Source organism: Streptomyces sp. NPDC060366, from assembly GCF_042725135.1.
GTDB lineage: Bacteria > Actinomycetota > Actinomycetes > Streptomycetales > Streptomycetaceae > Streptomyces.
Map to the genome: position 1 here is coordinate 205,674 of NZ_JBHXDC010000007.1, position 12,227 is coordinate 217,900.

Genomic DNA, 12,227 nt, shown 5'->3' on the forward strand with positions numbered 1-12,227 from the left:
ATGGAGGTCTGTCGACCGGACGTCGTCATGCTCGACCGGGGCCGTCGGTTTCCACGGGGTTCACCGTGGCGCCTTCCACTCCGGGTGAGGCAGACCGCCTTTGCGCGGCCGTCAACTCTGAGAAGATGACGATCCGGCCGGGAGGGAGCCCAGACATGGACGACAAGGAAGCGCTCAGGGTGGGCGCCGCCGTCCGCAGGCGGCGCAGGTCCCTCGGCCTCACACTGGCGGCCGTGGCCGACCGCAGCGGGCTTTCCGTACCGTTCCTCAGCCAGATCGAGAACGAACGCGCCCGGCCGAGCGCCCGCTCGCTGGAGCGGGTGGCCGGCGCCCTGGAGACCACCATCCCCGTGCTGCACGCGGCGGCCGACTCGGCGCGCACCGTCGACGTCGTACGGGCCGACGGTGACGGCCCCGGCGTACGCAGGGTGGCCCGTGGCGGACACCAGCTGCACGCCAAGGAGTACACCGGCGAGCAGGACACCGGGCGCGAGTACCAGCACCGCAACGACGAGGTGATGTACATCGCCGACGGCTCGGTGGAGGTCGAGGCCGAAGGCCGCGCGTACCGTCTGGAGCGCGGCGACACGCTGTATCTCTCCGGCGGAGTCAGGCACCGCTGGCGCGCCACCGAGCCCGGCACGCGCATCCTGGTCGTCGCCGTCGCCGAACACATCGACGCGACGTTCGACACCCGGCGCTGAGAGCCGCCGCCGTGACCGGAGCGCGTCGGGTCGTCTCGCTGGTCCCCTCACTCACCGAGGCGCTCGCGGTCACCGCGCCCGGACTCCTGGTCGGCGCCACCGACTGGTGCACCCACCCCGCCGACCTTGACGTCGTACGCGTCGGCGGCACCAAGAATCCGGACATCGCCGCCGTCATCGCGCTGCGCCCCGACCTCGTGGTGGCCAACGAGGAGGAGAACCGCGAGCCGGATCTGGCCGCGCTGCGGGACGCGGGCGTCGAGGTGCTGGTCACCGAGGTGCGCGACCTCGACCAGGCGTTCGCCGAGCTGGAGCGGATGCTCGTGACGGGCTGCGGGCTCACCGCGCCGCGATGGCTGGACGAGGCCCGCGAGTCCTGGGCGGCGGTGACTCCTCCGTACGGAGGAGAGCGCCGGGCGGTCGTACCGATCTGGCGCAGGCCGTGGATGGTGCTCGGCGGCGACACCTTCGCGGGTGACCTGCTCGCGAGGCTGGGCGTGCGGAACGTGTACGGCGACCTGGCCGAGCGTTATCCGCGTATCCCGGTGGAGCGGCTACGGGCCTCGGGGGCCGACCTGGTCGTCCTGCCCGACGAGCCGTACCGCTTCACCGCCGACGACGGCCCCGAGGCGTTCCCGGGGCTGCCGGCCGCGCTGGTCGACGGGCGTTACCTCACCTGGTACGGGCCGTCGCTGGTCCGGGCACCGGCGGCGCTGCGGGCAGCGCTCCGCTGACCAGGCCGCGCACGGTACGGGTCCAGGCGAGCGCCCAGGCGGCCGTCAGCAGGACGAACAGGGTGAGTGACAGATGGGCCAGGGCGATGAGTCCCGTGGCGTGGGCGAGTCCGGCGGCGCCGGTCACACACGTACCGACCGGGAAGGTGAAGGCCCACCACGTCATCGAGAACGGCATCCCGCGCCGCACCGCCCGTACGACCATCGCGGCCGCCAAGGCCAGCCACAGCAGCGCGAAGCCCAGCACAGGGACGCCGTACAGCACGGCGAAGGCGTCCAGGGCGGAGACGTACGAGGCGGTGGAGGCGGGCGGCGTGGAGGTGAGCGCGTCGGGCGCCGACCGCGCGAGGTTGCCGACGGCTGTCGTCGACTGCCCGAGCGGGCCGAGGACGAGGAAGAGCGCGGGTGTCAGGGCGAGGGGCAGCGGTCCGTGCGTCAGCAGCCTGCCGAAGATCAGCGGCAGCAGGGTGAGCGTGGCGAGCAGGCTCAGGCCGAACATGGCGTAACACGCCAGCAGAAGCGCCTCGCGCCACTGGCCGGCGGGCAGATACGGGATCAGCGCCGGGCCGAGCGCCGCCGACACCATCGGCGCCACCACCGGCAGGAGCCACACCGGGGACGCGTCGGCGGGGCGCACCCTGTGCCGTACCACCATCAGATACGGGACGGCCACGGCCGCCGTGAGGCCGACGAGCGTGCCCGCCGTGAAGAGCACGGCGTCGACGGCGACGGCCGCGCTCTCGCCGATCATGTACCGGCCCACGGTGAGGGTGGCGCCGCCGACCGCGAGCAGCGCCATCGCCAGACATCCGTAGAAGGGCGCCACCGAGGGATCGAGCAGATGGGCGCGCGCCCGGTCGCGGTGGTGGATCCAGTGGCCGATGCGGGCCGCCAGTACGAGCGTGAGCATCAGCGCCGACAGCGCCCATACGGTCACGCAGGCGGCACGCAGTACGGGGACGTCCATCGGCCCGGCGAACCCGAGCGACTCCGTCGGCAGGGCCACGCCCGCGCTCGCGACGATCGCGGTCCCCATGACGCTCGCGTACCAGTTGGGACCCACATGGCGCAGGACCGCGAAGCGCGTGGGGCGGGCAGGCGGGAGGAACGCGGTGACTTCGGCGATCGGAGCTGTGCGGGCGGTCGGGGCGAGGGTGGCCATGCTCGCACCCTCGTCGTTCCGCACCCTCCCCACCAGGCCCCTTGGCGCTATGAGGCCATAACCTGAATGTATGACTGACGAGCCCCCTGTGTCCCTCGCCCACCGGGTGCCCGAGCTGGGCGCGCTGGAGCTGCTGATCGCCGTCGCCCGGCACGGCAGCATGGGCGGGGCGGCCCGTGAGCTGGGCATCAGCCAGCCCGCGGCGAGCAGCCGGATACGGTCGGTCGAACGGCAGCTCGGCGTCAGCCTCTTCGACCGGTCGCCGAGCGGCTCCCGGCTCACCGGCGCGGGCGCGCTCGTCACGGACTGGGCGCGGCGGATCATGGAGGCGGCGGAGGCGTTCGACGCGGGCGCGCAGGCGCTGCGCGGCCGGCGCGACTCACGGCTACGGGTCGCCGCGAGCATGACCATCGCCGAGTATCTGCTGCCCGGCTGGCTCATCGCGCTCCGTGCCGCCCGGCCGGACACGGCCGTCTCGCTCCTCGCGGGCAACTCGGGAGCCGTGGCCGCACGGCTGATCGGCGGCGAGGCGGATCTCGGCTTCGTGGAGGGCCTGGCCGTGCCGGCGGGGCTGGACGGCACGGTGATCGGCCGTGACCGGCTGGTGGTCGTGGTCGCGCCGACGCACGCGTGGGGGCGCCGTACGTCCCTGACGCCCGAGGAACTGGCCGCCGCACCGCTGATCCTCCGTGAGGAGGGCTCGGGCACCCGCCAGGTACTCGACGCGGCGCTCGCCTCCTACGGAGGTCTCGCCACGCCGCTGCTGGAACTGTCCTCGACGACGGCGGTCAAGGCGTCGGTGGTGAGCGGCGCGGGGCCCTCGGTGCTCAGCGAGCTGGCCGTGGTCGAGGAGCTGGCGTCACGCAGGCTGACGGAGGTGGAGGTGCCGGGGATTTCACTGCGCCGCGACCTGCGCGCGGTCTGGCCGACGGGCCACCGCCCGACCGGCCCGGCCCGCGAACTCCTGTCACTGACGCGCGTGGCTCCGTAGCCCGCGCCCCCGGGCCGCACGGTCCCTCGACCCCCGCGACCGCCACGGCCGCGCCCCGACTGATCGGGGCGCGGCCGTGAAAGGTGGACCGTCAGCGCTGGTGGCGCCAGGGGCCGGTGATGGCCAGCAGGATGCCGGGGTTCTGGATGCTCGCGTACAGCGTCCTGCCGTCGGGCGAGAAGACCACACCGGCGAACTCGCTGTACTCGGGCTCCTCGGCGGTGCCTTCGTTCAGTTCGTTGCGGGCGATCGGGTAGGTCTTGCCCTTGTCCGTGGCGCCGAACAGATGCTGGACGCCCTGGCCGTCCTCGGCCAGGATCACGCCGCCGTACGGGGAGACCGTGATGTTGTCCGGGCCGTCGAGGGCGCCGTCCTTCGACGGGTCCTGGTTGACGCCCAGGATCAGCTTCAGGGTCAGCTGGCGGCGGGCCGGGTCGTAGAACCACACCTGACCGTCGTGCTGCTTCGGGCTCTCCTCACGCGCGTACGAGGAGACGACGTACGCGCCGCCGTCGGCCCACCACATGCCCTCCAGCTTGCGGGCCCGGGTGACCTGCGTGTCCGTGAACTGCTCGCGCACCGACACGGTCTTGGCGTCGCGGTCGGGCACGGTCACCCAGTCGACGCCGTACACGGTCCCGGCCTTCGTGGCGCGGGAGAGGTCGTCGACGAACCTGCCCCTGGAGTCGAAGCACTTGAAGGCCTCCAGCACTCCGGCGGTGTCGGAGAGCCCGCGCAGCTTGCCGCGGCCGTGGCGGAACCCCTTCGGCGGAGTCCAGCGGTACAGCAGGCCGTTCGGCTCGTCGGCGTCCTCGGTGAGATACAGGTGGCCGCGCTTGGTGTCGACTACGACGGCCTCGTGGTCGTACCGGCCGAGCGCCTTGATCGGCCTGGGATGCTGGTTCGCACGGCGGTCGTACGGGTCCACCTCAAAGACATAACCGTGGTCCTTGGTCATGCCGTCCTCGCCGGCCCTGGTGGTGTCCTCCTCGCAGGTCAGCCAGGTGCCCCAGGGGGTGCGCCCGCCCGCGCAGTTCTCCTGGGTGCCGGCGACCCCCACCCACTCGGCGACGCATTCGCCGTGCTTGTCGACCTCGACGACGGTGCAGCCGCCGGGGGCGGCGGGGTCGTACACGAGCCCCGGCGTGAGCGGTACGGGGAAGTCGACCTCGGCCCGGTCGCCGCCGAGCTCGTGGTTGGTGACCAGGAGTGTGGAGCCGCGGGTGCCCGGGAAGGTGGCCGTGCCGTCGTGGCTGTTCGGCGTGAACTCGCCACTGTCCAGCTTGGTGACACCGGCGTGGTTGACGATCTTGTACGAGAACCCGGCGGGCAGCGCGACGAGCCCCTTCGGGTCGTCGATCAGCGGGCCGTACCCGGTCTTGCTGCCGAGCGCCTGGGAGGAGCGGTCGTCCTGCTCCGGGTCGCCGCCCGCGACGGAGTCCGTGTTCTCGTCCGCGTAGGCGTACGCGGACGCGGTGGACAGGACACCGGCGGTACCGACGAGGGTGAGGCCCACGCCGGCTGAGGTCTTGGAGAAGTCTCTACGGGTGATGGGCACGTTCATCTCCTGGGGGTGCGCGGTCGGTCGGCCGAGGTGAGCCGAGCCCGGGTTACGGTCCCCCCCATCCGCGAACCGCGGGTGAACGCGACACGATCAACACATGCTGTTTCGCCTGCCGGGCGGTCGTGCGCCGATCCGTTCCCGCTCGCGCGCCGCCGCCACCAGCGCCGCCATCACGCGCGTGTCCTCGCCCATCTCCGGATGCCACTGCACCCCCAGCGCCCACCGCTCGTCCACCAGCTCCACCGCCTCCACCGTGCCGTCGCCCGCGTACGCCGAGACGATCAGCCCCTTGCCCAGCCGGTCCACCGCCTGGTGGTGGGAGGACGGGACGTCCGACTCCTCCGGGACGGCGGTTCCGTACCGCGTGCCCGGCACCGGCTTCACCGGGTGTTCGCCGAACACGCCGAGGGTCGCGGCCGTATGACCCTCCAGATGCTGGATCAGCGTCCCGCCCAGCGCGACGTTCAGCAGCTGCATGCCCCGGCAGATCGCGAGCAGCGGCGTTCCGGACGCCAACGCGGCCTCGATGAGCGCCAGTTCCCAGTCGTCCCGCTCCCTGGCGGGTGGTCCCGTACGGGGGTCCGGCTCGGCCCCGTACCGAGCGGGCTCCACATCCGGGCCGCCCGAGACGACCAGCCCGTCGAGCCGGGCGACCACCGAGGCGGCGGTGGCCGGCTCGTCCGGCGGGAGCATGACGGCGACGCCGCCCGCGCGCTGGACGAGCCGGGGGTAAGCCATGGGCAGCAGGGCGGCGGGCAGGTCCCAGACGCCCCACCTGGCCGACGTCTCCAGGTAAGTGCTGACGCCGATGAGCGGCTTCACTGAACGTTCCTCCGATGTGGTGCTGTGCTGTGGTGCGGCGGTGCTGTGGTGCGTGGCGCTGTCGGCTCAGGCGTGGTGCTTACGGCCTTACGGCTCAGTCCCGTTTCAGCTCGGCCTCGGCCTCCGCGAGCGCCGCGAACTCCTCCTCGGGCGCGGCGGCCACCAGCCGGTGCCGACTGTAGAAGGCGAAGTAGGCGAGAGCCACGACGTAGACGCCGAGGGCGATGAACGCGGCGTCCTTGTCCACCAGGAACGTCGCCACCAGCGCCGACAGGGCCAGGACGAACGCTACGCCGGAGGTCAGCATGCCGCCCGGTGTCCGGTACGGACGGTGCAGACCCGGCTCGCGGCGCCGCAGGACCAGGTGCGACAGAGCCATCAGGGAGTAGGAGATCGTGGCGCCGAAGACCGCGACGTTCAGCATCCGGCCGCCGTTGCCGCTGCCCGCGGCGAGGGCGAAGCCGATCGCGCCCGGTATCAGCAGGCCGAGGTACGGCGCCTTGCGGCTGCTGGTCAGCGAGAGGAAGCGGGGCAGATAGCCGGCGCGGGAGAGCGCGAACAGCTGCCGGGAACCGGCGTAGATGAGCGAGAAGAACGAAGCGACCAGACCGGCGAGGCCCGCGTAGTTGACGAACCTGCTGAGCGCCGTGGGCTCGCCGTCCCCCTGGAGCGCGACGACCAGCGGATTGCCCGCCTCCTGGACGGCGGCCGAACCCCGGGCGCCCGTCGCGGCGAAGAACGTGATCAGGGCCAGCAGGACGAGGATGCCCATGGAGATCGACAGCGCCTTCGGCATCGAGCGCACCGGGTCCTTGGCCTCCTCGGCGGCCAGCGGCACACCCTCGACGCCGAGGAAGAACCACATGCCGAACGGGAACGCGGCCCAGATGCCCAGCAGGCCGTACGGCAGCCAGGAGTTGGACCCGAAGGCGTCCTCCTGGACCGGTATGTCGTTGAGGCCGCTGCTGTCGAACTCGGTGAAGGCACCCACGGCGAAGATCAGCAGCGCGGCCACCGCGATGGCCGTCACGACCAGGCTGAAGCGCAGCGCCTCGCCGACGCCCCAGAGGTGGATGCCGATGAAGATGACGAAGCAGGCGAGATAGACCGGCCAGCCCGCGTCGAGTCCGAAGAGGTTCAGCGACTCGACGTAGTCACCGATGAAGATGGAGATCGCGGCCGGCGCCAGGATGTACTCGATGAGGATGGCCGTGCCGGTCAGGAAGCCGCCCCAGGTGCCGAGCGCGCGGCGGGCGAAGCCGTAACCGCCGCCCGCCGTGGGCAGGATCGCGGAGAGCTCGGCGAGCGAGAAGACGAGACAGGCGTACATCGCGCCCATGAGGAGGGTCGCGATGGCGAGTCCGCCGAAGCCGCCCTCGGCGAGCCCGAGATTCCAGCCCGAGAAGTCCCCGGAGACGACGTACGCGACGCCGAGGCCGGTCAGCAGCAGCCAGCCGGCGCTGCCGCCCTTCAGCGCCCGGCGCCGCAGATAGGCCGCGTCGTCGGCGGAGCCGCCCTGCGCGGGAACCGCCGGGGAGCCGTCCCGCCCGGGACCGGCAGGACCGGCAGGACCGGTCGGACCCGACGGATCGGCTGGTGGGATACGGGATTCCGTGCCTTCGGCCATGAGCCGCTCCTGCCTCGGGTAAAGGTGTGGGGCCACACCATTGCGGCCGGAAACGTCCGTGCGCAAGCCCTGTGCGTTAAGCGACTGTTACGGACGACCGGCACGGGCCCGCCGGGGCGGGGACGGCCGGGACTCCCGTGACGGTCCAGCGACGCCACCCGCCCCGAAACCCGCCCGATACCCGTCCCGGTACCCGCTCTCAGGCCAGGAATCCCCGCAGCAGCGCCGCCGTCCCGCCGCAGTGCTCGCGCATCACCTCGCGCGCCGCGTCCGCGTCGCCGGCCAGGACCGCCTCGACCAGTGCCGTGTGCTGCTGCTGGGAGTGCTCCAAGTTCCGTACCAGCAGCGGGATGCAGTCCAGCAGGTCGTTCACGGTCGCACGCACCGACGCGTACTGCTCGGTGAGCCGCGCCGACCCCGACAGCTCCGCGAGCGTCAGATGCAGCAGCGTGTCGAGGCGGCGGTAGTCGCCAAGCGGGGCGTCGTGCGTCGCCGCCAGCGCCGTACGCAGGCGGGACACCTCCGCATCGGACAGGCCGTGCGCCGCGCACAGCCCCGCCGCGCCCACCTCCAGCACCTCGCGGAACCGCAGCACGTCCTCGATGTCCACTCCCGAGACCCGGCGCCGCAGCTCCTCCTCCACCCCCTGCGACGGGGTGTCGGGCCGGGGCAGGACGAACGTGCCGCCGTAGCGACCCCGCCGGCTCTCCACCAGCCCCTGGTCGGTCAGGACCTTCAGTACCTCGCGCAGCGTGACCCGGCTGATCCGCAACCGCTCCGCCAGATCCCGCTCGGCGGGCAGCCGCTCACCGCCCGCGACCAGACCGAGGCGCAGCACCTGGAGGATCTGCTCCAGGGCCTCCTCGAAACCGTTGCCCGCCCGCACGGGACGCAGGACGGGCGTCAGCCGGTCGGCCGGCTCACTCTTCCTCGCCGCATCCTTCTTCGCCACGTCGCCGTTTCCCCTTCCCAAGCAATGGTCTCCCGGAATACCTTAAGGTCCCCGGCTGGCCGATGGAGGAGTTGTCCCGTGGCAGACCGCACACCCCCACTCTCCGTCGAAGAACTGCGCGCCCTCGTGGCGAACGGCGAGATCGACACCGTGGTCCTGGCCTTCCCCGACATGCAGGGCAGACTCCAGGGCAAGCGGTTCGCCGCCCAATTCTTCCTGGAGGACGTCCTGGAACACGGCACCGAGGGCTGCAACTACCTTCTCGCCGTCGACGTCGAGCTGAACACCGTCGACGGCTACGCGATGTCCTCCTGGGACCGCGGCTACGGCGACTTCGCCATGCACCCCGACCTCGCGACCCTGCGCCGCGTCCCCTGGAACGAGGGGACGGCGATGCTCATCGCCGACCTCGCCTGGAACGACGGCTCACCGGTCGTCGCCGCGCCCCGCCAGATCCTGCGCCGCCAGCTCGACCGGCTTGCCGAGCACGGCTACACCGCGCACGTCGGCACGGAACTCGAGTTCATCGTCTTCAAGGACACCTTCGAGCAGGCCTGGGACAGCGGCTACCGCGGCCTCACCCCCGCCAACCAGTACAACATCGACTACTCCGTCCTCGGCACCGGCCGTATCGAGCCCCTGCTGCGCCGGATCCGCAACGACATGACCGCCGCCGGTCTGATCGTCGAGTCCGCCAAGGGCGAGTGCAATCCGGGTCAGCACGAGATCGTCTTCCGTTACGACGAGGCCCTGCTCACCTGCGACCAGCACGCCATCTACAAGACCGGCGCCAAGGAGATCGCCTCCCAAGAGGGCGTCTCGCTCACCTTCATGGCCAAGTACAACGAGCGCGAGGGCAATTCCTGCCACATCCACCTCTCGCTCCAGTCCGTCGACGAGCCGGGCACGAACGTCATGGCGGGCGACGACGCCCACGGGATGTCACCCGTGATGCGCCACTTCCTGGCCGGCCAGCTCGCCGCGCTGCGCGAGTTCTCCGTGCTGTACGCGCCGAACATCAACTCCTACAAACGCTTCGCGCCCGGCTCCTTCGCCCCGACCGCCGTCGCGTGGGGCAACGACAACCGCACCTGCTCCCTGCGGGTCGTCGGCCACGGCCGCTCCATGCGCTTCGAGAACCGGCTGCCCGGCGGCGACGTCAACCCCCACCTGGCCGTCGCGGGACTGGTCGCGGCGGGGCTCTACGGCATCGAGCACGAGCTCGAACTGCCCGAGGTCTGCACCGGCAACGCCTACACCTCCGAGTACGAGCAGGTGCCCACCACCCTGCGCGAGGCCGCCGACCTCTGGGAGCACAGCCCCATCGCCAAGGCCGCCTTCGGGGACGAGGTCGTCGCCCACTATCTGAACCTGGCGCGGGTCGAACTGGCCGCCTTCGACGCCGCCGTGACCGACTGGGAGCTGCGCCGCTCCTTCGAACGCATGTGAGGAAGAGAGACGTGCCCGACCAGCCCCACACCCACCAGATCCTCAACCCGGCGACCGAGGAGGTCGTCGCCACCGTCCCGGCGACGAGCGCGGCCGAGGTCGACGCCGCCGTCGTACGGGCCGCCGCCGCCCAGCGACGGTGGTCGCAGGCCGCGCCCGCCGACCGCGCACGCCTCCTGCGGCGGTTCGCCGCCACCGTCGACGGTCACCTCGAAGAACTCGCCCGCCTGGAGGTCCGGGAGGCGGGCCACACCCTGGGGAACGCCCGCTGGGAGGCGGGCAACGTCCGCGACCTCCTCGACTACGCGGCCGGGGGAGTGGAGCGACTGACCGGCCGTCAGATTCCGGTCGCCGGCGGCCTCGACATCACCCTGCTCGAACCGCTCGGCGTCGTCGGGGTCATCGCCCCCTGGAACTTCCCCATGCCGATCGCCGCCTGGGGCACCGCACCGGCCCTGGCGGCAGGCAACGCCGTACTCCTCAAGCCCGCCGAGACCACCCCCCTGACCGCGCTGCGACTGGCCGAACTCGCCCTGGAGGCGGGTCTTCCCGAGCATCTGTTCCAAGTGCTGCCGGGCGCCGGGGGCGTCGCGGGCCAGGCCCTGGTCGACCACCCCGGCGTCGCCAAGATCGTCTTCACCGGCTCCACCCGGGTGGGCAAGGAGATCATGGCCAGGGGTGCGCGGCAGATGAAACGCGTGACCCTCGAACTCGGCGGCAAGAGCCCCAACATCGTCTTCGCCGACGCCGACGTCGAACGGGCCGCCGCCGAGGCGCCGATGGCCTACCTCGACAACGCCGGCCAGGACTGCTGCGCCCGTACCCGCATCCTTGTCCAGCGCACCGCGTACGACCGGTTCCTCGAACTCCTCGCGCCCGCCGTGCGGTCGGTCGTCGTGGGCGACCCGTCGGACGAAAAGACCCAGATGGGGCCGCTCATTTCGCGCGCCCAACTGGAGCGCGTACGCGGATACGTCCCCGAGGGCAGGGCGGCCGTACGGGGCAGCGTCCCCGAGGGGCCCGGCTTCTGGTTCCCGCCGACCGTCCTGACCGACGTCGCCGCCGACGACCCCGCCGTGACCGAGGAGATCTTCGGCCCGGTCGCCGTCGTGATCCCCTTCGACGACGAGGCGGACGCGATCCGGCTCGCCAACGACACCGAGTACGGGCTCTCCGGCTCCCTGTGGACCCGCGACCTCGGCCGCGCACTGCGCGTCTCGCGCGCCGTCGCCGCCGGCAACCTGTCCGTCAACTCCCACAGCAGCGTGCGCTACTCGACCCCCTTCGGCGGCTACAAGCAGTCCGGCGTCGGCCGTGAGCTGGGCCCGGACGCCCTCACCGCGTTCACCGAGACCAAGAACATCTTCATCAGTACGGAGGCCTGACCCATGCCCGACGAGATCAACCAGAGCGCCGAGGCGCCCGTCTGCCGCCGGCTGATCGGCCGCACCGCCGTCGTCACCGGCGCGGGCAGCGGCATCGGTCTCGCCACCGCGCGCCGACTCGCCTCCGAGGGCGCGCACGTCGTCTGCGGCGACATCGACGAGACGGCGGGCAAGGCGGTGGCCGACGAGGTGGGCGGCACGTTCGTACGGGTCGACGTCACCGACGCGGAACAGGTCGACGCCCTCTTCAAGAAGGCGTTCGACACCTACGGCAGCGTCGACATCGCGTTCAACAACGCGGGCATCTCACCGCCGGAGGACGACTCGATCCTCACCACCGGCATCGACGCCTGGCGCCGGGTCCAGGAGGTCAACCTCACCTCCGTGTACCTCTGCTGCAAGGCCGTCATCCCCTACATGCGGCAGCAGCGGCGCGGCTCGATCATCAACACCGCGTCGTTCGTCGCGACCATGGGCGCGGCCACCAGCCAGATCTCCTACACCGCCTCCAAAGGAGGCGTGCTCGCGATGTCACGCGAACTGGGCGTCCAGTTCGCCCGCGAGGGCATCCGCGTCAACGCACTCTGCCCGGGCCCGGTCAACACCCCCCTGCTGCGCGAACTGTTCGCGAGCGACCCCGAGCGGGCGGCACGGCGCCTCGTGCACATCCCGGGCGGCCGCTTCGCGGAGGCGGACGAGATCGCCGCGGCGGTCGCCTTCCTCGCCAGCGACGACGCGTCGTTCGTCAACGCGACGGACTTCATGGTGGACGGCGGCATCGGAGGCGCGTACGTGACGCCGCTGTAGTACCTGTCCGCGAACGCCGACCGGGTGGCG

11 protein-coding genes are annotated in these 12,227 nt (G+C 71.8%); 6 read left to right on the forward strand and 5 right to left on the reverse strand.

Translation table 11 applies throughout. From position 1 onward, the window contains the following. Nucleotides 1-155: 155 nt before the first annotated feature. Together ACFWHU_RS19535 and ACFWHU_RS19540 are read left to right on the forward strand one after the other, a co-directional pair. Entirely contained in the window at nt 156-704 is a 549-nt protein-coding gene (locus ACFWHU_RS19535) for a helix-turn-helix domain-containing protein (protein WP_385796062.1), read from the forward strand. Between the two features lie 11 nt (nt 705-715). Then, entirely contained in the window at nt 716-1,438 is a 723-nt protein-coding gene (locus tag ACFWHU_RS19540; protein ID WP_385796065.1) for a helical backbone metal receptor, read from the forward strand. Here ACFWHU_RS19540 and ACFWHU_RS19545 read toward each other — a convergent pair. Then, nucleotides 1,377-2,600 (reverse strand): TDT family transporter, encoded by a 1,224-nt coding sequence (locus ACFWHU_RS19545; RefSeq protein ID WP_387225919.1) that lies wholly within the window; start codon nt 2,598-2,600, stop codon nt 1,377-1,379. The genes ACFWHU_RS19540 and ACFWHU_RS19545 overlap by 62 nt on opposite strands. A 70-nt stretch (nt 2,601-2,670) precedes the next feature. Between ACFWHU_RS19545 and ACFWHU_RS19550 the strand changes: the two genes are divergently transcribed. Then, nucleotides 2,671-3,591 carry a LysR family transcriptional regulator gene (locus ACFWHU_RS19550; RefSeq protein ID WP_385796071.1) on the forward strand — a complete coding sequence of 307 codons (921 nt, stop codon included), beginning with the start codon at nt 2,671-2,673 and terminating at the stop codon, nt 3,589-3,591. 91 nt (nt 3,592-3,682) lie between these two features. On the opposite strand, the gene ACFWHU_RS19555 is transcribed toward ACFWHU_RS19550, so the two are convergent. The 4 genes from ACFWHU_RS19555 to ACFWHU_RS19570 all read right to left on the reverse strand — a co-directional run bounded on the left by ACFWHU_RS19555 (nt 3,683) and on the right by ACFWHU_RS19570 (nt 8,556). Further along, nucleotides 3,683-5,149 carry an alkaline phosphatase PhoX gene (locus ACFWHU_RS19555; protein WP_387225921.1) on the reverse strand — a complete coding sequence of 489 codons (1,467 nt, stop codon included), beginning with the start codon at nt 5,147-5,149 and terminating at the stop codon, nt 3,683-3,685. 96 nt (nt 5,150-5,245) lie between these two features. After that, a complete protein-coding gene (locus ACFWHU_RS19560; RefSeq protein WP_385796075.1) occupies nt 5,246-5,977 on the reverse strand; it encodes a gamma-glutamyl-gamma-aminobutyrate hydrolase family protein in 732 nt (243 codons plus the stop codon). A gap of 94 nt (nt 5,978-6,071) precedes the next feature. Then, the gene (gene eat / locus ACFWHU_RS19565; RefSeq protein WP_385796077.1) at nt 6,072-7,604 is read right to left on the reverse strand and encodes an ethanolamine permease; all 1,533 of its coding nucleotides are present in this window, start codon (nt 7,602-7,604) and stop codon (nt 6,072-6,074) included. A 199-nt stretch (nt 7,605-7,803) separates the two neighbouring features. Continuing rightward, a complete protein-coding gene (locus tag ACFWHU_RS19570) occupies nt 7,804-8,556 on the reverse strand; it encodes a FadR/GntR family transcriptional regulator (RefSeq protein WP_385796080.1) in 753 nt (250 codons plus the stop codon). A 78-nt stretch (nt 8,557-8,634) separates the two neighbouring features. Between ACFWHU_RS19570 and ACFWHU_RS19575 the strand changes: the two genes are divergently transcribed. Genes ACFWHU_RS19575 through ACFWHU_RS19585 form a run of 3 tightly spaced genes read left to right on the forward strand, consistent with a single transcriptional unit; the run spans nt 8,635 to nt 12,197 of the window. Next, nucleotides 8,635-10,005, forward strand: coding sequence for a glutamine synthetase family protein (locus tag ACFWHU_RS19575; RefSeq protein WP_385796083.1), 1,371 nt, complete (start codon nt 8,635-8,637; stop codon nt 10,003-10,005). Between the two features lie 11 nt (nt 10,006-10,016). Further along, on the forward strand, nt 10,017-11,390 hold the full coding sequence (locus tag ACFWHU_RS19580; protein ID WP_387225924.1) for an aldehyde dehydrogenase family protein: 1,374 nt from the start codon (nt 10,017-10,019) through the stop codon (nt 11,388-11,390). Nucleotides 11,391-11,393: 3 nt separating this feature from the next. Further along, nucleotides 11,394-12,197, forward strand: coding sequence for a 3-oxoacyl-ACP reductase (locus tag ACFWHU_RS19585; protein ID WP_385796089.1), 804 nt, complete (start codon nt 11,394-11,396; stop codon nt 12,195-12,197). The last annotated feature ends 30 nt before the right edge of the window (nt 12,198-12,227 follow it).

Excerpts from the sequence above, each read along its gene's own strand:
- ACFWHU_RS19535 (WP_385796062.1), top strand. The coding sequence starts at position 156 with ATGGACGACAAGGAAGCGCTCAGGGTGGGCGCCGCCGTCCGCAGGCGG.
- ACFWHU_RS19545 (WP_387225919.1), bottom strand. The coding sequence starts at position 2,600 with ATGGCCACCCTCGCCCCGACCGCCCGCACAGCTCCGATCGCCGAAGTC.
- ACFWHU_RS19550 (WP_385796071.1), top strand. The coding sequence starts at position 2,671 with ATGACTGACGAGCCCCCTGTGTCCCTCGCCCACCGGGTGCCCGAGCTG.
- eat (WP_385796077.1), bottom strand. The coding sequence starts at position 7,604 with ATGGCCGAAGGCACGGAATCCCGTATCCCACCAGCCGATCCGTCGGGT.
- ACFWHU_RS19585 (WP_385796089.1), top strand. The coding sequence starts at position 11,394 with ATGCCCGACGAGATCAACCAGAGCGCCGAGGCGCCCGTCTGCCGCCGG.